General features: G+C 30.3%; 22 protein-coding genes. 16 read left to right on the top strand and 6 right to left on the bottom strand.

Annotated elements, in window-relative coordinates:
- Nucleotides 1–155: 155 nt before the first annotated feature.
- A complete protein-coding gene (locus HMPREF9630_RS05740; RefSeq protein WP_009527570.1) occupies nucleotides 156–1,277 on the bottom strand; it encodes a LapA family protein in 1,122 nt (373 codons plus the stop codon).
- A gap of 469 nt (nucleotides 1,278–1,746) precedes the next feature.
- On the opposite strand from HMPREF9630_RS05740, the gene HMPREF9630_RS05735 reads away from it, so the two are divergent.
- The 15 genes from HMPREF9630_RS05735 to HMPREF9630_RS05665 all read left to right on the top strand — a co-directional run bounded on the left by HMPREF9630_RS05735 (nucleotide 1,747) and on the right by HMPREF9630_RS05665 (nucleotide 14,250).
- On the top strand, nucleotides 1,747–2,637 hold the full coding sequence (locus HMPREF9630_RS05735) for a radical SAM protein (protein ID WP_009527569.1): 891 nt from the start codon (nucleotides 1,747–1,749) through the stop codon (nucleotides 2,635–2,637).
- Between the two features lie 253 nt (nucleotides 2,638–2,890).
- Nucleotides 2,891–3,496 carry a Maf family protein gene (locus HMPREF9630_RS05730; protein WP_009524430.1) on the top strand — a complete coding sequence of 202 codons (606 nt, stop codon included), beginning with the start codon at nucleotides 2,891–2,893 and terminating at the stop codon, nucleotides 3,494–3,496.
- A gap of 88 nt (nucleotides 3,497–3,584) precedes the next feature.
- The gene (radC, locus tag HMPREF9630_RS05725) at nucleotides 3,585–4,298 is read left to right on the top strand and encodes a RadC family protein (RefSeq protein WP_009527568.1); all 714 of its coding nucleotides are present in this window, start codon (nucleotides 3,585–3,587) and stop codon (nucleotides 4,296–4,298) included.
- A gap of 52 nt (nucleotides 4,299–4,350) precedes the next feature.
- Entirely contained in the window at nucleotides 4,351–5,190 is an 840-nt protein-coding gene (mreC, locus tag HMPREF9630_RS05720; protein ID WP_009527567.1) for a rod shape-determining protein MreC, read from the top strand.
- Nucleotides 5,191–5,203: 13 nt separating this feature from the next.
- Nucleotides 5,204–5,692 (top strand): hypothetical protein, encoded by a 489-nt coding sequence (locus HMPREF9630_RS05715; RefSeq protein ID WP_009527566.1) that lies wholly within the window; start codon nucleotides 5,204–5,206, stop codon nucleotides 5,690–5,692.
- Entirely contained in the window at nucleotides 5,689–8,778 is a 3,090-nt protein-coding gene (locus HMPREF9630_RS05710; RefSeq protein WP_009527565.1) for a penicillin-binding transpeptidase domain-containing protein, read from the top strand. Before HMPREF9630_RS05715 ends, HMPREF9630_RS05710 begins: the two co-directional genes overlap by 4 nt.
- 30 nt (nucleotides 8,779–8,808) lie before the next feature.
- A complete protein-coding gene (locus HMPREF9630_RS05705; RefSeq protein ID WP_009527564.1) occupies nucleotides 8,809–9,246 on the top strand; it encodes a hypothetical protein in 438 nt (145 codons plus the stop codon).
- Between the two features lie 31 nt (nucleotides 9,247–9,277).
- A complete protein-coding gene (locus HMPREF9630_RS05700) occupies nucleotides 9,278–9,751 on the top strand; it encodes a hypothetical protein (RefSeq protein WP_009527563.1) in 474 nt (157 codons plus the stop codon).
- Nucleotides 9,744–10,322 carry a hypothetical protein gene (locus HMPREF9630_RS05695; protein ID WP_009527562.1) on the top strand — a complete coding sequence of 193 codons (579 nt, stop codon included), beginning with the start codon at nucleotides 9,744–9,746 and terminating at the stop codon, nucleotides 10,320–10,322. Before HMPREF9630_RS05700 ends, HMPREF9630_RS05695 begins: the two co-directional genes overlap by 8 nt.
- 104 nt (nucleotides 10,323–10,426) lie before the next feature.
- Nucleotides 10,427–10,753, top strand: a complete 327-nt coding sequence (locus tag HMPREF9630_RS05690; RefSeq protein ID WP_009527561.1) for an inorganic diphosphatase — start codon at nucleotides 10,427–10,429, stop codon at nucleotides 10,751–10,753.
- 28 nt (nucleotides 10,754–10,781) lie between these two features.
- A complete protein-coding gene (locus tag HMPREF9630_RS05685; RefSeq protein WP_009524421.1) occupies nucleotides 10,782–11,399 on the top strand; it encodes an SAP domain-containing protein in 618 nt (205 codons plus the stop codon).
- Nucleotides 11,400–11,463: 64 nt separating this feature from the next.
- Nucleotides 11,464–11,778 carry a TfoX/Sxy family protein gene (locus HMPREF9630_RS05680; RefSeq protein ID WP_009527560.1) on the top strand — a complete coding sequence of 105 codons (315 nt, stop codon included), beginning with the start codon at nucleotides 11,464–11,466 and terminating at the stop codon, nucleotides 11,776–11,778.
- 71 nt (nucleotides 11,779–11,849) lie between these two features.
- Complete coding sequence (locus HMPREF9630_RS05675; RefSeq protein WP_009527559.1) at nucleotides 11,850–12,641, top strand: PHP domain-containing protein; 792 nt, start codon at nucleotides 11,850–11,852, stop codon at nucleotides 12,639–12,641.
- 85 nt (nucleotides 12,642–12,726) lie between these two features.
- Nucleotides 12,727–13,401, top strand: a complete 675-nt coding sequence (gene tsaB, locus HMPREF9630_RS05670; protein ID WP_009527558.1) for a tRNA (adenosine(37)-N6)-threonylcarbamoyltransferase complex dimerization subunit type 1 TsaB — start codon at nucleotides 12,727–12,729, stop codon at nucleotides 13,399–13,401.
- Nucleotides 13,402–13,656: 255 nt separating this feature from the next.
- A complete protein-coding gene (locus HMPREF9630_RS05665; protein ID WP_009527557.1) occupies nucleotides 13,657–14,250 on the top strand; it encodes a GNAT family N-acetyltransferase in 594 nt (197 codons plus the stop codon).
- Between the two features lie 33 nt (nucleotides 14,251–14,283).
- On the opposite strand, the gene HMPREF9630_RS05660 is transcribed toward HMPREF9630_RS05665, so the two are convergent.
- The 5 genes from HMPREF9630_RS05660 to HMPREF9630_RS05640 all read right to left on the bottom strand — a co-directional run bounded on the left by HMPREF9630_RS05660 (nucleotide 14,284) and on the right by HMPREF9630_RS05640 (nucleotide 18,599).
- Nucleotides 14,284–14,925 (bottom strand): TlpA family protein disulfide reductase, encoded by a 642-nt coding sequence (locus HMPREF9630_RS05660; RefSeq protein WP_009527556.1) that lies wholly within the window; start codon nucleotides 14,923–14,925, stop codon nucleotides 14,284–14,286.
- Between the two features lie 385 nt (nucleotides 14,926–15,310).
- A complete protein-coding gene (locus HMPREF9630_RS05655; RefSeq protein ID WP_009527555.1) occupies nucleotides 15,311–16,063 on the bottom strand; it encodes a tRNA1(Val) (adenine(37)-N6)-methyltransferase in 753 nt (250 codons plus the stop codon).
- Nucleotides 16,064–16,945, bottom strand: coding sequence for a PSP1 domain-containing protein (locus tag HMPREF9630_RS05650; RefSeq protein ID WP_009527554.1), 882 nt, complete (start codon nucleotides 16,943–16,945; stop codon nucleotides 16,064–16,066). It abuts the gene before it with no gap.
- Nucleotides 16,942–17,748 carry a DNA-directed DNA polymerase III subunit delta' gene (locus HMPREF9630_RS05645; protein WP_009527553.1) on the bottom strand — a complete coding sequence of 269 codons (807 nt, stop codon included), beginning with the start codon at nucleotides 17,746–17,748 and terminating at the stop codon, nucleotides 16,942–16,944. The genes HMPREF9630_RS05650 and HMPREF9630_RS05645 overlap by 4 nt, the downstream gene beginning before the upstream one ends.
- Nucleotides 17,749–17,927: 179 nt before the next feature.
- Nucleotides 17,928–18,599: a dTMP kinase gene (locus HMPREF9630_RS05640; protein ID WP_009527552.1), complete on the bottom strand. Its 672-nt coding sequence runs from the start codon at nucleotides 18,597–18,599 to the stop codon at nucleotides 17,928–17,930.
- Nucleotides 18,600–19,051: 452 nt separating this feature from the next.
- On the opposite strand from HMPREF9630_RS05640, the gene HMPREF9630_RS05635 reads away from it, so the two are divergent.
- On the top strand, nucleotides 19,052–21,004 hold the full coding sequence (locus HMPREF9630_RS05635; protein WP_009527551.1) for an ATP-dependent metallopeptidase FtsH/Yme1/Tma family protein: 1,953 nt from the start codon (nucleotides 19,052–19,054) through the stop codon (nucleotides 21,002–21,004).
- The last annotated feature ends 127 nt before the right edge of the window (nucleotides 21,005–21,131 follow it).

The following is a 21,131-nucleotide window of genomic DNA, read 5'->3' as shown; positions in this document are numbered from 1 at the left end:
AATTTAGCATTAATTAGAATTTAGCATTGGTATAATCGACTAAAAAATTAAAATATTTATAAATGTTTTGTCGCACAAAAAAATAAGTGATTAAGACGGCTCTTAGTCACTTATTTAATGATATTTAACATTAATAGTTATTGTTTTATTGATTTTTATATATTGTCTTTATAGTTTGCTCTAAAATCGGAGCTTGCAAATAAGGAGTTTATCTTATTTTTAAGTACGGATATAGGAATTCCGTTGTATTGCTCAGTTTCTTGTATATCTCCATCTTGTATAATGTCTGATTTTCTGTTGAATTTTTCTTGTACGAGATTTCTGGACAGTGTGTTTTCAGGTGATGTGTTTTGTTTGTATAATTTAGTTTGAGATGATATATCGCTTATCGTATTGGTGATATTTTCTCTTTTGATAGAGTCTGGTTTGTACAGCTTGAGAGATACACTGTCATTTTTTTTTGATACTTCATCTACTGCTTTTTGTAAATTTTCGTCATTAAAAACAAGTTTTAAAAAAGTTTTTTCAGGATTTATTTTTTTTATGTGTTTTGAAGATATTTTTTTGAATTTTTTGTTTTTTATTTTTACAGGGGATATTGGCTTTTTCTCTTTTTTGATTATTGTATCATTATTTTGTTTTTTGGAGAAATCATGCTCCTGTATATATTTAGAATATTCGGCTTTTAAGTCTATACATTTTTGTGGACGATTGTTGTCTTTGTCAATTTTTTTTTCCGCTTTTTTCATATACCAGGGTGTTTCGTTTTTTGTGTTTTTTTTGTTCAAAGAAAAATCGTCACTTTCTAAATCGTCAAAACCGCTTAATATATTGTCTAATTGTGCAGTTTCTTGTATTTTAGGGTTTATTTTGCTTTGATTTTTTTCTTTTGGAGCATCAGGTTTTTCTGCTATCTCATCCTCATCGCTGTCAAGCGGTTTGATAGACAACAGTTTTGTGATATTTTCGTAAGCTACGTTATTTTTAGCATATACTTTTTGTCCATAAGTCGAACCGTTTATAATGGATATCTCTTTTTTTAATTTGGAAATATTTTTATTTTTTGATTTTATTATTTTTTTGTATTTTATTTCTTTAAAAACGCCAAAACCTAAACATATTATATATCCTATTATTATAGTTGCAACTATGAGAACGGAGGCAGATATATGGAATTTGAAAAATAAAAAGTTTACTTGAATATCTTGAGGGTTTTGGATTGCAAATATTCCCATTAAAAATGCAAATATGAGCGATGTAAAAAATTTAATTTGCATAGTTTATTTCTCCTTTAGGAATTATGTATATTTTAAGGTTTAAAGCTGTCGTTACTATTTTTATAAAATTATCTATGTTTTGTGATATAATTGTTGATATAAAATACTTGAAAATTTTTATAAAAAAATGATAGTAAACTATTTCTGCTATTATTTGATAATTATAACAAGTTTTTACAATAATTAAAAGACTTTTTTTAAAAAATATTACAAATTTTCAGCTAAATTACAAATACTTCACAAGTTTTTAAAAATATATATCCTAAACAATATTGAAATTTCAATAAAAATTGATTGTTTTCTAAATATGTTGATATTTACCTGTTTTTATATAAAAATATAAATATAATCATGCTTGAGAACAAAATTTATAAAAAAATAATATAATTTAAGCGGGGATTGGAAAAATATACGGGTTTTTATGCGTATAATTCGGGGTATATAAATTAAAATTTATTAAGGAGGACATATGAGATACGAAGGAATGGTGTATAGACCGCCAAGTGAGGCTTACAGTTTGATAGTTCAAGTTACAACAGGATGTTCACAAAATACCTGTACATTTTGTGCAATGTATAAAGATGCAAAGTTTAAAATAAGAAAAGTGGATGATATAAAAGAAGATTTTCTTTATGCAAAAAATCATTATTATGATGTAGAGAGAATATTTTTGGCTGACGGAGATGCGCTTATAATGCCTTTTGAAGATTTGCTTGAAATATTGAAATATATAAATAAATTGTTTCCTAATAACGATAGAATATCTTTATACGCATCGCCACGTTCCATACTTGGAAAAACGGATGAACAGCTTAAAATATTGCGTGAAAATAATTTGAAAATGGCATATCTCGGTATAGAAAGCGGAAGCGACAAGGTTTTAAAAGACATTAAGAAAAGAGCTACAGCAGATGAAATAATAACAGCCGGACAAAAAATAAGAAGAGCGGGTATACAATTATCTGCTACGCTTATAATGGGGCTTGGAGGAATAAAAGACAGCAAAAAGCACGTTGAAGGCTCAATAAAAGTTTTAAATGCTATAAATCCTGATTATCTTGGACTTATGACGCTTCTTGTAAAATCAGGCACTGAAATATATGATGAAGTGATGGCGGGAAATTTTGAACAGCTTACACCGGAAGAAATAATGCACGAAACTATGGAACTTGTAAAAGGTTTGGAACTGAAGGATACAGTTGTAAGAAGCAATCACGTTTCAAATTATGCACATATAAAAGGAGTGCTTAACACAGATAAAGCGTCTATACTTAAACAAATTGAAAATGCTTTAAAAAACAGCGACTTTGAAAAAAGTAAAAGAATAAGACAGATGTATGCAAGACAGACGGGTCTGTAAATAATTGTTGAATAAAAAATATAGGAAGATAATTAAAAGCGGAATTTAAAATTTAATTTTTATTATGATATGAATAAAACTTTAAGAAAACAATAAATTTATCGAATTTATTGTTTTTTTTTTGCATAAATGATAGACTATTTACATAAATAAAAATAATTTTGATTTAAGTTAAAATACTGAAGATAATATTAAGTTAAATATATTTGCTTTTTAAAAGATTATTAGCATTAAAAATATAACAGGAGGAAAAATGAAACTTATACTTTCGTCATCTTCACTAAGAAGACAAGAGATAATGAATATGTTTGATATAGAATATATTGTTGATACGACAGATGTTGAAAGGACTTTGGTACTTACAGCAACACCGCACATAAATGCTATGGTGAGTGCTTTTATGAAAGCTTCAAGCGTGTATGACAAGAATATAGATGAAGAAGATGATATTGTTGTGCTTGGTGCGGATACAACAGTTACAATAGGAGATTATCAGTTTGGGAAACCTAAAGATGACGATGATCAGTTTTCTATGCTGAAATATCTGTCAGGAAAAACACACGATGTTATTACAGGTTATGCAATAATTAAAAAAGATTATAAATATGTAGATTATGTGGTGTCAAAAGTGAAATTCAAAGAATTGAGCGATGAAACCATAAAAAATTATATAAAAACCGAAGAAGGCGGTGACAAAGCCGGTTCGTATGCCTTGCAAGGTATAGGCTCAATATTTATAGACAGTATAAATGGAGATTATCAGAATATAATAGGCTTACCTATAAGCAAGATATATGACGTGCTTAAGACAAAATTTTCTTTGGATTTATTGGATTTTGAAAAGTTTGAAAATCAGTAGCGGATTTTTATTGAAAACATATGAAAATAATTTTGAGTAACCTATTAGTAAGAATAGTATATAAGATTTCAAAAGTTAAGGAGAATTTATGGATAAAGATGTACAATATAAAGATAAACAAAAAAATACCATAAAAAATCTCGATATTTCTCAAAGACCCAGAGAGCTGTTGTTGGAAAAAGGAGTTGAATTTCTGTCAGATGAACAGTTGCTTGCAATACTTATAGATACGGGAACGAAAGAGCATAATGCGATAGAAATTGCAAAACAGCTCATAGAATATGCAGGCAGTTTGGAATCTTTAATCAGATGCGATATAGATATGATTAAGAACATAAAAGGCATAGGTACTGCAAAAGCCTGTAAAATAATAGCATCTATAGAATTTGCCAATAGGGTTGCAAGAAAAAGAACAAATTCAAGAGCAAGTATAAGCTCTCCGGCTGATTTAGCCGAGATGTTTTCGTTTGAATTTGATAGGTGCAATGTAGAAGTATTTAAACTCATATGTTTGGATGTGAAAAATCACATAATATATTCAAAAAATATAACTATGGGAGTAGCAGATTGCTCTGTGATAACACCCAGAGAAATTTTTAAAGAGGCGTTGTTAAGGCATGCGGTAGGTATAATTGTAATGCACAATCATCCGTCAGGAAATCCGAAACCGAGCAAAGAGGATATATCCGTGACTATAAAAATAAAAGATGCAGGCGATATTATAGGTATAAAATTGCTTGACCACATAGTGTATGGAAGTGCCAAAAACTATTACAGCTTTAAGGAAAACGGATATATATAAATTTTTTATAGCCGGAAAAGTGAACAAGAATATAAGGAGCAGTAAGAAATAGATGTTTAATGTATTTATAAAGGGTTTAGTTAAATGGAAAAAAGTTATAGCGGCTGTAACAGTTTTTTTGGTTTTAGCTGTGATGCTCATAAACTCAATAAGATATGAAAAAACTTCGTCAATAAATAATAAAGGCTTTGATGTTTTCACGCAAATGTCTCTTATAGGAAACAAGATAAGAAATAAATTTATTTCTGACTCGACAGACAGCGAGCTTGAAAAATTAAAGGAAGAAAACAGAAGTTTAAGAGATCAGTTAATAAAAAATACCATGCAAGAAGAAGAAGTGCAAGAGCTTAACAATCTTAAGAATGCACTAAAATTTGTAACGGATAAAACTGCGAGCGATTTTATATCTGCTGACATAGTTGCGAGAAATGACGGCAATTATTATAATAGTTTTACAATATCGGCAGGAAGCGACAACGGAGTGAAATCCGATTCTATTGTAGTAAACGGTGACGGTTTGATAGGTAGAGTTTATCAAGTTTCGCAAAAATATTCAAAAGCCGTGTCAATAATAGACAGCAGGTTTCCTGTAAGTTTTCAGATAATAGGCAGGAGCAGTGATACCGGTATGCTAAGTCAAGATGTGTCAATTACTCAGATAGAAGATGCAAGTCTTATAAAAGGATATATGTTTGACGTGAATTCACCTGTAAAAATTGATGATATAGTTACTACATCAGGTTTAGGGCTTTATCCGGCCGGAATACCTATAGGAAAAGTTCAACAGATAATTCCTGATGAGCAAAATATATTGAAATACATAGTAGTACAACCTTATGTAAATTTCAAAAAACTTGATAAAGTTATGGTATTTAATAAAAAAGATTTATAAAAAAGGAGTAATTTTGAAAAATATATTTAATTTCATATTAGGTATTTTAATAATAATATTTTCAAATACTGTATTCAATTTTTTCAAATTTTCTCCAAAAATTGATTTTATCTTAATATATATAATAATATTATCATTGTATTGGGAGCAGGACGACTATGCACTTTATATAATATCCGCATTGCTCGGATATTTTGTAGATGTATCTGTAGGTATGTATCAAGGGCAATGTACAATATTGTTTTTATCCATATCCATAGTAGGAGTTTTGATTAAAGACAAGATAAGAAAAGATTATTTTATAGTACCGTTTTTCATTTCATCACTTATTATAGTAGCCAGTTCCATTTATAATACTATTATATCAAGCATAAATATTAACCATGGTTTTGCGCATATTTTTGTGACGAATGTATTTTATATTATTGTCAATATTATAGCTCTTGCAGTTATTATAGGCATAGTGAATATGAGTGTGAATTATTGGAGAAATAATAAATGAACAACAATGATTTAACTAACAGATTTTATTATATATACAGGTTTATAGTAATTGTATGTATTATACTTTGTGTAAGAATAATATATATAAATGTAGTAGAAGGAGAATATTATAGTAATATAGCTAATGACAGCATATATAAAGATATTACCATACCTGCCCCGAGAGGAGAGATAAGGGACAGAAACGGCATATTATTGGCAGGAAATAAACCTATATTTACAGTAAAAATATCAAAAAATGAAATAGACAGATTAGGAAAAACAGACAAGCAGAAAAAAGAACAGATAAACATTATTGCACTTAAACTCAGTAATATACTTATAAAAAATAAAGAAAAAATAGAAGACTCACTTCCGATTTTAATTCAAGATTCTGATTATAAATTCACTTTTGATGAAGATATAAGAAAATGGAAAGAGTTGAATAAAATTCCGTTGGAAAAGACGGCTAAAGAATCTTTTTACATCATAGTCGAAAATTATCAAAAAGAAAACGGGATAACATTAAATTCTGATTTGAGTGTTGTAGAAGTACAAAAAATTTTAAATGAAGCAGGAATATACCCTCCAATTTCTGTAAAAGATAATATGGAGTTTACAAGGCAACTGGACAAAGAGCAATGGCTATATAAATATGGCATACAAGATAAAAATATATCAGCAAAAGATGCTTTTATAAAGATAAGAGAAAATAGAAGAATAGATGAAACTTTGACAGATTTAGAGGCAAGAAATATACTTGTGATAGTTGATGCGGTAGAGTCGAAAGGGTATTTACAATATGAGCCGGCACTGATTGCAAAAGACATAAGTCAAAAGACGGTTGCATTAATTCAGGAAAACAGAGTTGACCTGACAGGAGTAAGCGTTCAGGTGGAACCGCTAAGATATTATCCTCAAGGCAATTTGGCATCACACATAATAGGACAGATAGGCAAGATTTCTTCACAAGACGAATATTTCTTGGAAGATGAAAGATATTCAAAATCAGATTATGTAGGAAAATCAGGAATAGAATATATATACGAGAAACATCTCAAAGGTACAAACGGCTATGAAAAAGTTTTGGTAGATTCTGCCGGTAAAAAAATCAGAGATATAGACCATAAAGAAGGAGTATCAGGTAATAAAATATTTTTATCTATAGATGCAAAACTTCAAAAGGTAGCGGAAATTTCATTGGAAAAAACACTTAAAACACTCCAAGTTGGTGGAGTGTATGAAAGTAAGTGGGGAAATACAAACATGGCAGGTGCTACCAAGATATACAAAAATGCCAATGCAGGTGCGATAGTAGCCTTAGATATAAAAACAGGAAAAGTTTTGGCTATGGCAAGCTATCCATCATATGATCCCAATATTTTTACAAACGGGCTTACAAAAGCTCAATATGACAGTTTGCAACCTGAAAATCCCAATGATCCTCTTTCTCCTAAACCACTCTTCAATTCAGCTACTATGACAGCTGTACAACCGGGTTCAATATTTAAAATGGTGAGTGCTCTTGCAGGATTGGAAAACGGATTGGATCCATATTACTCCATTCAGGATAAAGGATATATAGATTTGGGAGGAGGAGCCGTATACGGTAACTGGCTATGGAATCAATCAAGACAGACACAAGGTTATGAGAACGTAATAACTGCACTTAAAGATTCCAACAACTATTATTTTTATTGTATATCGGTAGGATATAATTTTGCAACAGATCAAAAAATACCTATGGGGGATATGAAAAAAGGTAAGGCCATATTGGATATGGCAAGAAAATTTAAGCTGGATCAAAAAACAGGAATAGAAATATATGAAGTTGCAGGAACAGTTCCGGATCCGAAAGTAAAATATGAACAGAAAAAAGCTTTGCTAAAAGATGATATAACAGAAAAGATGAAAGATAAATTCAACGATATAACACCGTCATCCAATGAAGCGGAATACAAAAAAAGAGTAGATACGATAATAAGCTGGATAGACGAAAATCCTTCAAGAGCAGAAATAATATCAAGGCTGTCAAACCTGAAAGTTAAAAGTTCAAAATTGGAAGAAATTGCAGATTTGTTGAAATATACTTATTTTATGCATGCAGATTGGACAACGGGAGATATATTTAATATGGCGATAGGTCAAGGAGAGCACCAATATACACCTATACAAATAGCCAGATATATAAGTGCGATTGCAAACGGAGGATATCTTAATACGGTAAGTGTGGTTGACAAACTCGTTAATAAGCAAACGGGAGAAGATACCTTTATAGAAAATGAAAGATTAAGAGTGGAGCTTTCCAATTACGGTAATTTAGAATATATAAAACAAGGTATGATTGACGTTACAGACGAAGGAACTGCAAAAGATATATTTTCAAAATTTCCTATAAGAGTTGCAGCCAAGACAGGTACAGCAGAAACACAAGGAAAGATACCTACAAAAGATGAAGTAAATTATTATTTATCACATCTCGATTACTACAATGTAGACAGAAGTGAAGTTTTAAAATTGGCTGGAAAAATAAAATCGGAATCAAAATACAAATATAAAGAAGAATATTATATTAAATCAGCAATTCTACAATTAAATCCGAGACTTAAATTAGACAATCTTGATACTTTCAAAGAAACATACAGCGATTATTCGTGGTTTGTCGCATATGCACCGTATGACAATCCGCAAATAGCAGTAGTAACTTTATTGTTTCAAGGAGGCTCCGGAGGACATGCGGGACCTGCGACAAGAGATGTAATTGCACAGTATATGGGTATATACGACGGTGAGATAAAATTAAATGACGAAAAAGACGATTTAAAAATAAAAGTAGAGCAGACAGAAGAAAATAAAGACAAAATCACAACATATACTTTGCCTACACAACAGACTTATGTTCAAGAGTTTTATTCACAACCTAAGGTAGAAAATAAACCAAGTCAAGATGTTAATATACCGAAAAAAGAAGAACCTAAAATAGAACCTAAAGTAGAGCAAAAACCATCTGAAAATAAAGCACCTGTTGAAAATGAACAACAGCAGGAACAACCAGCATCTTATGAAGATGAGGCGGTTATTTTTGATGAGAGTAGCACACCTTAAATTTGAAGTTGTATAGGAAGTGATATAGAAATGTGCAAGGAATGCTATGTTGATGAAAAAAGAATAACTCCACTTTTAAATCCATTGGACTGTTTAGAAAATCATACACAATATATCTGTGGTACTTGTGGTAGGTGTATTTGTATTGAGCATGATCAAAATCGAGGTTTACAGCGATGGAATTTCCCTTTTAAGTCATTAGAAATTGCCAAGTTATATTTGAGAACTGCCGACTATACAACAAAAAAGTCATGTGGAATCTATGAAATCAAAAGTAAAAATGGCAGATTATCATACAAAATCTTTGAAGATTGTGAAGACTTGCGAGTATATCTGAGAAAGAATAAAGGTAAAATCTGTGAAACAATGTCTCCTGTTTTTCAAGCGGAAGGATATAAGGAGTATCCTAATACACAGATTAGAAAATTAACTTCTGACGAAATACAAAAATATATGTCAGAAAGATAAATTGAATTTTATCTATGAAAGGGAAAGTAATGTGAAAGAAATTACGAGTTTTGTATACGATAATCCTTGGATAATATTTGTTGTCATGACTATAATGTTCTATGTAAGTATAGGATGCTTGGCATATCGGCAGTCTAAGTGTAAGAAAGCTTTTAACATGATTAAGAGTATGAGAAACAACAATGAATTATCCAAAGTGTATCTTAGGATAGATAACGGATATGGAGATTTCTATGATGTTATGGTTAGTGCTGATGGTGAAACGTGGCATAAAGCCCTATTTTCCGAAGAAGTATTAACACCATCAATACTACTCCCACAGGGACAATATAAGATAAAGTTTTCCGTAAAATCACGTTCAGGAGTTTCAGCATATCACAGCAAAAAGGGAGCTTTTTATACTGAAGTTACAGTAGAACCGTTTATTGATACGATGATCGTATTTGATAATGATACATTATATAGTTGGCAAGAAGATTATAAGGAGGAAAATTTAAATGAGTAACCTAAGAATCAATTTCATTGACAACTGGGAAAAGAAAGATGTAAATTTAGAAGAACTTACACGTTCATTAGAGGATGGCAATTCATCTGTTTATACTGATGCGAGTTTTAAGAAGGTATCAGGCAAGTGGAAAAAATTCAAGGAAAGAGGCGTTTCAAACCTTTACCTGATTAAAGAATTGGATGATGATGGTGTGGCATGTGCATACTATGCGTATTCAATTACTGACGGTGTAATTGATGATGAGACTTTGGAGAGAATTAGAGAAATATGCGCACAGAAGTTATCTTCTGGTGAGATGAGAGCCGACGGTTCATTTTCAAAGCCGGATGAATGGTGGGATACACATCCTCTACGTTCGATAAAGGCGGTTGAGTCCGGTTCAGCAGACAGCTTACACCAGTATTTATCAGCTGAGTTATATCCAAAGGGTATCGTGCTTGATACCAGAAGTATCAAGGCAAAGCATGCAAATGAATTAGCGTGCTCAGCAGTTGCATGGGGTGTAAGTACATCACTTTTCAAAAAAGGTGCATATATGAGTGTTCTTATTCATAACGATTTGTTGTAAATATTGATTTTAGTAGATTGCTAAAAGCGAGTTATTAAATTAGTTATTTAAAATAAATATGAAATAAAAAAATCTACGACAAATTAGAATTTGTGGAGGCAACTATGATTGGCAAGACTGTAAAAGTTAAAGTGGATTGTCCACTTGGAAGTTCTCACCCTGATTATCCAGAACATATTTATCCAATCAATTATGGTTATGTTGAAGGAATAATCGCTCCTGATGGGGAAGAACAAGACGTGTATATACTTGGGGTTGATAAAGCAGTAGATGAATATGAAGGAGAATTAATTGCTGTTATCAAAAGGGACGATGATGCAGAAGAAAAATGGGTTGTTGCCCCAATAGGAATAAAGTTTACAGTAGAAGAAATTGAAGAAGCTGTTAGATTTCAAGAGAAATATTTCAAGTCTTATATTGAAATATTATGATCAAATCAGTATTTGTAGAGGAGGGTTGATGAAAGATATTAGACCGGATTTTAAAGATATAAAATCATTTGAAGAATTTAACAGATACTATTGGTATCGAGAAGAACTTTCACAAATTTGTAAATTCCTTGGATTAGAGTATAGATGTACAAAGCAAGAGCTGAACTTAATTATAGAACAATATTTTAAGGGAAATAGAATAGAAAAGTCTGTAAGGAAAGTAAACAAAAAACAAGCCGAAGCGATAACCTTAAATTCACCGTTACTTGAATGTGGTTTTTCCTTCAATCAAAAATTTCGCGAGTATTTTTCAGCTGTAACAGGTATTAATCCATTTAAATTTAATGCTGATATGGCAACTGCATGGAGAAAAGTAAAAGCAGAAAATGACTTAAACTTTACAATTCAAGATATGCTTAAAGTATATTATGGCGAGTCAGACTACGCTAAGTATGATAATTCAGCTTGTCAATGGAATCAATTCCTAAAGGACTTTTGCTCAGACGAATTTAGCGACTTTTATTCTAATAAGTTAAAAGTTGCTGCTATTCTATGGAAAAAAGTCAGAGATTCAAAAAACAAAAAAAATTATTCACGGGAACTTCTAAAAAAATATGAAGAGAAAATAGAGGAGTATCAAAAATAAACAACTCCCAGTTTCGTAAAACTGTTCTGGAAAGAAAAATATAAATTTGAAGGAGGTAATCATAGTGAATGAATTTAATGAATTTGTTCGTGAGGTTTTTTCTGCAGCAGGTGATATTGTCATAAAATCTATGATGGGCGGATACCTTGTATATTTTAACGGTAAGCTGATAGGTGATATTTGTGATAATGAACTGTTTCTGAAGAGAACGCCGACAACTGATAAACTTCTTGCAGACTCAGAATTGCGTTATCCCTATGAAGCTTCAAAGACATTGATGTATGTATTCGACAGATTTGAGGATACGGATTTGATTACAGAACTACTGGAAGGTATGTATACGGAACTGCCAGAAAAGAAACCCAAGAAAGCTAAATGAGACAGACAAGCTTCGGTTTGTAAAGATAATATAAACAAATGAAAATTGTTGATTTTTATAAAAGGAGAACTATGCAATATCAAGACTTTAATTTTCATACACACACATATAGATGCGGACATGCCGTAAAAACTGAAGATGATTATATACAATCAGCGATACAAAGCGGATTTAAAGTTCTCGGGTTTTCTGAGCATTGCGGATATGACGGTTTTGACAGTTCAAGGGAGAGGATACCGTTTAAAGAAATGGACAATTATTTTAGCGATATAAAAAAAGCCGAAGAAAAGTACAAGTCAGATATAAAAATATATGTAGGATTGGAATTTGAATATTTTGACGATTTAAACAGCTATTATACAGAACTTAAAGAAAAATATGACTACCTTGTAATAGGTCAACATCTAAAGGACAGAAAAGGCTACGATTACACATATAGATGTACTGATAAAGACGTGAGATATATGGCATATCAAGTATGTATGGCACTTGAAAATGGCTTTGCAAAATATGTTGCACATCCTGATTATTTTATGCTGGCAAGAGATAATTATTCCAAAGAATGCGAAAAAGCAGTGAGAGAAATAGTACAGTGTGCCAAGAAAAATGATGCTTTTGTGGAAATAAATTTAAAAGGAATGAGATACGGTATACAACAATATGACGGTTATAAATCATATAAATATCCCCATAATAAGACAATAGAGATATATAAAGAAGAGAATGCAAAAGTTGTAATAGGCTATGATGCACACAATCCTCAGGTTTTGCTACAAAGAGAATATGAAGATATTGCAAGACAAATGGGAGAAGGTTTAGATTTTTTACAGGATTACAGAGAAATTTTATTTGATAAAAAATGATAAAATTTCAAGTTTTATAAATTTTTAAAGAATTCTATGATATTAAAGCATTTTAAATTGTATAGAATACGAGAAAGGAATATTTATGAACATACTTGCTATAGACACATCATCAAGTTCAATGTCCGTATGTGTTATGTCGGAGGGAGTTATAAAAGGAGAAATTAATCTGAATAACGGGCTTGTTCATTCGACTACTCTTATGCCTTGCATAGAAGATTTATTCAAGGTAATAAATTTTGATAAAAAAACATTGGATATGATAGCTGTTTGTGTAGGACCCGGTTCGTTTACAGGTATAAGAATAGGGGTTGCGACTGCAAATGCTATGTCTATGGCGTTTAATATTCCTGTTGTATCCGTAAGCACCTTAGATGCTTTGGCTATGAATTTTTTGTACTTTGACGGTATTATAATATCGACTGTAGATGCTCAAAGAGATAATTTTTATGTTGGAGTTTATAAATCAGATGGAAATAGAGTAGTACCTGTTAGAGAAAATGAAATTATGAGCGATGAGGAATTGACAAATTATATTTCAAGTTTAAGAGATAAGGTTATATTATCAGGGGATGCAATAGAAAGCATAGATGTAGACGGTTTTATATTTCCAAATTCGGCAAATAATTTTATAAGAGCTTCTAATGTGGCTGTTATTGGAGAGATTATAGGAGCAAAGGACAAAAATTTTGCAAATCCTGTATATATGCGTAAATCTCAAGCTGAAATAGTATATGAGCAAAAACATAATATTGAGTAGTTTTAAAATAAGTCTGATATTTTGTAATATGCTACTCTAATACACTAAAAATATTATAAAATATAAAATTTCTATTTTTTGTATATTTATTATTTGTGGAAAATATAATTTTTTAGATATATAATTATAATATGCTTTTAATTGGTTTTTGAAATTAATTTAAAAATAGGATTTAATATATTTGAAACTATTTTATTAGGGTAATTGCTGTTTTAAATGGAAATCTGTATAGATAAAATATAAGGAATGATTAAGTTGAAATATTATATAGATGAAATGGGAGAACACATAAAGCTACATAATATGAGATCATATGAGACTAAATTGACGCAAGGTTGGGGTAAACACAAGGACAGATTGTATGCCGATTATGATTTTCCAAGTTTAAGTATGGTGGAGCTTGTGGAGTGGCTTGAGCTAAAAACAAGTAAAGGCAGAGCAATTATATCAATATCTACTATGAATGACAGAATTATCGGATATATTTCTCTTAGAAACACGAACAAATTTTTTAAAAGAGGCGAGCTGGGTATAGTTCTAAATCCTGATGAGATAAACAAAGGTTACGGAACGGAGGCTTTAAAAACTTTTATAAATTGGTATTTTAAAAAATTAAAGTATAAAAAACTGTTTTTAAGTGTTGCAATGTATAATGACAGAGCATATAGAGTATATAGAAAATTGGGGTTTAAAAGTAAGTATACATTTTGGGAAAGGTTTGACAATGAAGAAATAAATCCTTTTTTAGACGAAGAATATGAAGATATAAAACGATATTTTAAAAAAGTAAAAGATATTACATATGTAAAATGTATGAAAATGGAATTATCCACATTGTCCACAAGATAAAATTGCTTTTCTGTGGATAATGTGGATAATTTATTATTTTAACTTTACAAGTTCTTCATCTATGATTTTTTTAAACTCATCTTTTTCTCTTGCACCTAAGAAACTTTGCAGTATATTGCCTTTGCTGTCTAATATAAGCGTTTCAGGTATTGCCTGTACGTTTTTAAGGTATATGTTTATTAAATCTGATGACGGTAATAGGTTTAAGTATTTTACATTTGATTTTGATATTATATCTTTTGCAACATTTATTTGGTCTTTTGAATATTCTCCGTTTTGATCAAGAGTATCTATGACTATGCCTACAAATTGAACATCCTTATCTTTATATTCTTCTGATATTTCTGCAAGATATGGCAGTTCTCTTAGACAAGGGCCGCAAAATGTTCCCCATATATTTACTACGGTAAGTTTTTTGTCTTTTAATATATCTTGATTATATTCTTTTTCGTCTAAATCCTGAGCAGTAAATTTTGACCAAGGACCTTCTTTTTCATCTGGTTCTATATCATTTTTAACTTCATTTGAAACATCAGCTTTTGAAGTAGCTACAGGCGTATTTTCTTGATTTTTTAAATCATCTGAACTTGTTTTGGCATCCTGTTTATTACAAGACGATATGAACAGTATTGATAATATGAATATAGATAATAGAAGTAATTTATTTTTTTTCATAAGACCTCCGGCAGTATACTTATACTGAAATTTAATTAAATAATGAGAAAATGTTTTTTAATTCAATGAATTAATCTTAATTATAATATATTTCTCGATAGTCATAAAGAGTATCGGTATTAAAATTATTATACGACTAATTTTAGCATAGATATTTGAAATTCACCTTAAAAAACTATAAAAATATAAAGAAAAACTGTATTTTCAAAAATTTATTGTAAATACAGTTTTTTATGTTTAATATTATTACTAAATTAAACAGTAATATAATAAAAAGTCTAAGTTGAACATATTTTTTGTATTCTAACAGTATATGGTATTTTATAAATAACATATAATATAAGCTGTTAGAATATTTGTATCTTAATTTAAATAGGTTTTCGTGTTAAATATTTTCGTCTATGTCTAAAAATTCTTTTGAATATATAGTATTTATACTGCTTGTATATGAGCCGTCATCGTTGTGTACATATATATCATCTAACATTTTAAGTTCAGGCTTTGAATTTTTTGTGAATTGGATGAGAGCTAAATTTGCAGGTTTATTTATTTTTGGATGTATGAGTTGTAGAGTTTTGGGTTCTAATTTATTTTTGCGTGCTTCTACAAATATATCACATAACCTTGAAGGTCTGTGTACCATATACATTTTGCCGTTTGGTTTAAGCAAATCACTACTTGTCTTCATTATATCAGATAGTGTGCAATATATTTCATTGCGTGATATTTTCATCATTTCATTTGTGCTTAAGAGCTTATCTTTCGGCATATATGGTGGATTGGAAGTCACTATATCGACTGAATTTTTTTCTATATATTGCAGGCTTTGTGTAAGATTTATGTTCAGCACTTCTATTTTATCTTCGAGATTATTCAATTTTATGCTACGTTTTGCCATATCTGCTATTTGTTTTTGTATTTCTATGGCATATATTTTTTTGATATCGGATTTGGCTGATATAAGTATAGGTATAATTCCTGTACCTGTTCCCAAATCTGCAATCACATCATTTTTTTTGTATTTTACAAAATTGGCTAACAATACGGCATCTATTCCGAAACAAAATCCGTTTGTATTTTGTATTATTTTGTAGTTTTTGACTTGTAAATCGTCTATTCGTTCACCTTCTAACAGCACTTAATCCTCCAATTGTTTGAGTTCTTCTTCGCTAACGTGATCGTGTAAATCATTCATAACTTTTGCCATTTTTAAAACTTTTATTTCATCTAAATTAAAGTCTTTAAAGCTTACATTATTGTCATTTGTTTCTATAACAACTGTGACTTTTTCGAGTAGAGTGTGTTGGCTTGTAACTTTTCCAACTCCTTCAGGTGTTTCTACTATTGAGCCTAATGTAGGCATTCTTTTTATTATTCCTTCATAGTTGTCGTTTTCATATTTTAAACAACAAAACAATCTTCCGCAAGAACCTGAAATTTTGCTTGGGTTAAGTGATAATCCTTGGTCTTTTGCCATTTTTATCGTTACAGGCTGAAAATCTCCAAGCCATTTTTTACAGCAATATTCTCTACCGCAAGGACCATGTCCTCCGAGTTTTTTTGCTTCATCACGCACTCCGATTTGTCTTAGTTCTATTCTTGTCTTGAATATGTTGGCGAGATCTCTGACTAATTCTCTGAAATCTATTCTTCCGTCAGCGGTAAAATAAAATATAAGTTTACTTTTGTCGAATGTATATTCATTTTCAAGTAAATTCATATCAAGGTTGTGCAAGGATATTTTTTCTTTGCATATTTCAAAAGCTTCTTCAGCTTCTTTGATATTGTTTTTGTGTTGTATATGGTCATTTATGTCTGCTATTCTAAGAACTGGTTTTAGGGGAGCCACTAATTCACAGTCTTGTATGTATTTTTCCGGTATAACTACGGTAGCATACTCAATTCCTCTGGAAGTTTCGACTATTATTTTTTGACCGATTTCAAAACTAAGTTGATCTGTACATTCAAAATGATAGATTTTACCTACATTTTTGAATCTTACTCCTACTACTTTTTTCAATTCATAACCTCCATTATATTCATTAGCATAAGCTCTATCGTCATCGAGAAACTGCAATTTCGATTTAGTTTTTTTCTTGTATCTTCTACTATGTCTATTATTGTTAGCAGTTGATAGTATGTGAATTTGTTTATTATGTCGTGTATATATTTATTTTGTTTGTGTTTGTCCGGTAAGAGTGCTATGCTCTCTTTTGCAATCATTATGTTTCTTGAGTTGTCCAATATATATGTCAAGATGTCATCTATGTCATCTTTCGATTTTTTTAAATCCTCCATATATTGTATCATCTTTATCTTGTCTTTTGCTATTAATATGTCGAATAATTGTCTTGTCTTTATATTTATGTCTTCTCTTTGTGATAATTCGCTTACTTCTTCGTCAAAAAAATATATTATGCATCTTGAACGTATTGTTTCAAGAAGTGAGTTTGCATTTTCTGTAAGCAAGATGAATATGACATCAGGAGGAGGTTCTTCGAGTGTCTTTAAAAATGCATTTTGCATAGGGATTGTGAATTTCATAGAATCTTCAAATACATATATTTTTTTTGCTTTAAATGGCTGTACAATAGAATCTTTTGTAATATCTCTTATAGTCTGTACGTTCATATCTTCTTTTTTTATAAGATGATAGTCGCTTATCATAGAAAGATTAGAAGTTTCAAGTATCTTATTGCATAATTGTGTAGACAGCTTAAGTGCAAGAGATAAATCACTGCTCTCAAATATATATGCATGCCTCAATGTATTTTGTTCGTGTTCATCGAATAATAAATCTCTTATTTGTTCATATTTACTCATAAATTTACCTTGTTTTTATATAAGATGCTAATCTTAAATAGTTGATTAAAAATAATTCGGCAAATCAATTACAGATTTTAGATTATAAATGTTCTATATAAATGATTTACAATAATGTTGATTCAATAAAAATAATATATTAGGTTTATAACTTTTTAAAATGAGAATATAATAAATTATTATATTTTTTCCATTATCATAGAATGTATATTTTCTATACTTTTTAAACCGTCATTTTCAGAGCAGTCTATATTTATCCAACCGTATTTTTCAGATACAAATTTGGCATTTTTATACACTTTTTCGAGATATGCTTTGTTGTTTTCGTGTATATCTCTTTTCAATAATTCATTATGTCTCTTATTTTCCACGCTTCTTTTTTTCATTAGATTGTATGAAATCTCAAACGGCAAATCCAAAAAGAATACTTTGTCAGGAACAGGCAAACCGTACAAATTGAACTCAAAATCGTATAACCAGTCTAAAAACTTGTTTTTTTCTTCAATGCTGTCATATTTTCCTGCCTGATATACCATATTCGAAGTTGTATATCGGTCTGCTATTATTATGTAGCCATTATCATAGTACCATTGAATTTCTTTTTTAAAAGTGGCATATCTGTCTATTGCAAAAAAAGTTGAAGTTATATATGGATTTATATCTTCAGCTTTAGAGCCGAAATCTCCGTTTAAGTACATCTTTACAAGAGATGAAGATGGACTTTTGTAGTTGGGAAATTCCACTTTCATAATTCGGCTGTTCTTTTTCAAAAGATTTTCATATAAAAGTTTGGTTTGCGTAGCTTTACCACAGGCATCGCTTCCGGATTCCATAACGTAAATTTTACCCAATTATTTCACCTTTTTCTTTGTGATAATCAAAAATTTATTATAAAATATTTTAAATACTACTATTATAATTAAATATATATTTTTTAATATAATGCGAAAATATATTTTATTTAGAGAACTTTTTTATAAATATGTGTAAATCAGATATTTATAAAAGCGTCATTAATCCTGTTTTTAAAACAGTTTGAAAATATCTTGATTTAAATAGGTTTCATTATAAAAAGATTTAAGAGTATTTATAGAATATTTGTATATAATTAATATGATTGTTTGTGTATGTTCAATATCTTTTATATTATACAAAATTAATTATACTTTGTAAAATATTTTAAACTAATAAAAAGATATTTTATTTTTAAACTTGGGTATTAATGTTAAAGTAAAATTGTATTTATTTAAAAATATGTTGTAATTTATTATAACTTAGGTTAATATATTAGTCAGGTGATAAAATGAAAAAAAACAACAATAATGATAACAACTTGAAGAAATATTTCACTAAATCAAGAATATTGACTATAATAGCAGTTTTGTTATTTGTGGCAATGTTTTTTAAGGATAGTATGATTGCTAACAAAAAGGTGCAATCCGATACGCAATATATACCGTATGACAGTTTTGTGAACATGGTTGATAAAGGTGAAGTGGAGTATGTTTTTATAAACGGTGCATCTCCGTCAACAGTACAGTTTTTGCCTACACAGGATTATCTTAAAAGTAAGAACATTTTACTGACACAGGACGGATATTATAAACTTACAGATGAACTTTCCAAAACAAAAGAGACAACAGTAGATTACAAGATTATACCTACAGACGGAAAACTGAGATTTATAACTGAAAATCCTAATTCTCAAAGTTTTAAAGAAGACTTGTTAAAAAAGGGCATAAGGGTTTTTTCTGTAAAAACTTCAGAAACGCTTAGTTTTATATTTATGTTATTACTTAACTTCTTTCCGTTTATATTAATGCTTGCTTTTATCATGTATTTTCAAAGGCGAATGGAGCCTGCAGACAGTGAGGTTGTAACAACTGTACCGGATACAAAGTTTCAAAATATAGCAGGATATGAAACATTGAAAAGCGATTCTAAGTTTATATTGGATTTTTTGAAAAATCCTCAATCATATGAAAAAATAGGTGCAAGGTTGCCCAACGGTGTACTTTTTTATGGTCCTCCGGGAACAGGTAAAACGCTTATGGCAAGGGCGATAGCAGGAGAGGCGAGTGTACCGTTTTATAAAGTAAACGGTTCAGACTTTGTGGAGCTGTACGTAGGACTTGGAGCAAGACGTGTTAGAAAATTGTACAAGACAGCAAGAGAAAATGCACCTTGTATAGTTTTTATAGACGAAATAGATTCAATAGGTGGAGCAAGAGGAGCACATAGAGGTTCATCAGAAGATGACAAGACACTCACAGCACTGCTCAATGAACTTGACGGTTTTTCTGCAAAAAACGGAGTTATAACAATAGCGGCTACTAACAGATTACAGGATTTGGATCCTGCGCTTGTAAGACCGGGAAGATTTGACAGACAAGTGGCAGTTCCTCTGCCTAACAAAGAAGAAAGAATACAGATATTGGATTTGTATAAAGAAGGCAAGAAAATGTCTCCGTCTATAGATATTGATAAGCTTGCAGCAAAAACTATAGATTTCAGCCCATCAGAATTGGAAAACCTGTTAAACGAATCAGCTATAAAAGCAGTTACAAGAGGTAGCGATATAATAGAACAGGAAGATATAGACGATTCATATCTAAAAATAATAATAAAAGGTGACAAAAAAGAAGATAAGCATCAAACAGAAGAAGAGAAAAAGATAATTGCTTATCATGAAGCCGGTCATGCAGTAATAGGACATTTACTCGGAAAACCTATTTTGGAAGTAAGTGTGATAGGAACTACATCAGGAGCAGGCGGATACACATTATCTCAACCTAAAGAAGGTCTTAGAACAAAGTCGGATATGAAAAATGAGATAAAAGAGCTGTACGGCGGAAGAGCAGGTGAAACTATGATAGCGTCAAGCGATGATGAGATAACTGTAGGAGCTGTAAATGATATACAAAGAGCTACAAGGATAATAAACAGCTATATAAAGATACTGGGGCTTAACGGCTCATTAATAAATCTTGAAGAACTCGGTATGAAAAGACCTACAGATGAGATAATAGAGCAGGCTGAACAGATATCAAACGAACTTTTTGAAGAAACTTTAGATATGCTTAAAAAGAATAAAAACAAATTGGATACGTTGGCAAATATGCTTATGGATAAATCACTTATAGACGCAGATACCTTCTTATCAATTATGAACGATACAAAAGAAGAATGGGAAAAAGAAGAAAAAGTGGTAGATTTAGTTAAATCGGATGACAAGTCCGATGAAACTTATATTTAATTTTAAAATATAAAAATAGGCACAGTTTTAAATAGTGGCTTTAGCAATTTTTATAAATAAAATTTAATTATATATCTCTTAGGTAATAGCACAAATTTAAAAAATTTTCAGTATGAAGAATTAAAAT

Source organism: Peptoanaerobacter stomatis (assembly GCF_000238095.2).
GTDB classification, from domain to species: Bacteria; Bacillota; Clostridia; order Peptostreptococcales; family Filifactoraceae; genus Peptoanaerobacter; species Peptoanaerobacter stomatis_A.
Note: the sequence above shows the minus strand (reverse complement) of the source record. Positions and strands in the feature narration are given on the sequence as shown.

What these genes read in the sequence shown, in the direction of transcription:
- HMPREF9630_RS05695 (WP_009527562.1), top strand. Translation starts at nt 9,744, where the DNA reads ATGAGTAACCTAAGAATCAATTTCATTGACAACTGGGAAAAGAAAGAT.
- radC (WP_009527568.1), top strand. Translation starts at nt 3,585, where the DNA reads ATGGATAAAGATGTACAATATAAAGATAAACAAAAAAATACCATAAAA.
- HMPREF9630_RS05730 (WP_009524430.1), top strand. Translation starts at nt 2,891, where the DNA reads ATGAAACTTATACTTTCGTCATCTTCACTAAGAAGACAAGAGATAATG.
- mreC (WP_009527567.1), top strand. Translation starts at nt 4,351, where the DNA reads ATGTTTAATGTATTTATAAAGGGTTTAGTTAAATGGAAAAAAGTTATA.
- HMPREF9630_RS05710 (WP_009527565.1), top strand. Translation starts at nt 5,689, where the DNA reads ATGAACAACAATGATTTAACTAACAGATTTTATTATATATACAGGTTT.
- tsaB (WP_009527558.1), top strand. Translation starts at nt 12,727, where the DNA reads ATGAACATACTTGCTATAGACACATCATCAAGTTCAATGTCCGTATGT.
- HMPREF9630_RS05660 (WP_009527556.1), bottom strand. Translation starts at nt 14,925, where the DNA reads ATGAAAAAAAATAAATTACTTCTATTATCTATATTCATATTATCAATA.
- HMPREF9630_RS05635 (WP_009527551.1), top strand. Translation starts at nt 19,052, where the DNA reads ATGAAAAAAAACAACAATAATGATAACAACTTGAAGAAATATTTCACT.
- HMPREF9630_RS05735 (WP_009527569.1), top strand. Translation starts at nt 1,747, where the DNA reads ATGAGATACGAAGGAATGGTGTATAGACCGCCAAGTGAGGCTTACAGT.
- HMPREF9630_RS05685 (WP_009524421.1), top strand. Translation starts at nt 10,782, where the DNA reads ATGAAAGATATTAGACCGGATTTTAAAGATATAAAATCATTTGAAGAA.
- HMPREF9630_RS05690 (WP_009527561.1), top strand. Translation starts at nt 10,427, where the DNA reads ATGATTGGCAAGACTGTAAAAGTTAAAGTGGATTGTCCACTTGGAAGT.
- HMPREF9630_RS05705 (WP_009527564.1), top strand. Translation starts at nt 8,809, where the DNA reads ATGTGCAAGGAATGCTATGTTGATGAAAAAAGAATAACTCCACTTTTA.
- HMPREF9630_RS05675 (WP_009527559.1), top strand. Translation starts at nt 11,850, where the DNA reads ATGCAATATCAAGACTTTAATTTTCATACACACACATATAGATGCGGA.
- HMPREF9630_RS05645 (WP_009527553.1), bottom strand. Translation starts at nt 17,748, where the DNA reads ATGAGTAAATATGAACAAATAAGAGATTTATTATTCGATGAACACGAA.
- HMPREF9630_RS05740 (WP_009527570.1), bottom strand. Translation starts at nt 1,277, where the DNA reads ATGCAAATTAAATTTTTTACATCGCTCATATTTGCATTTTTAATGGGA.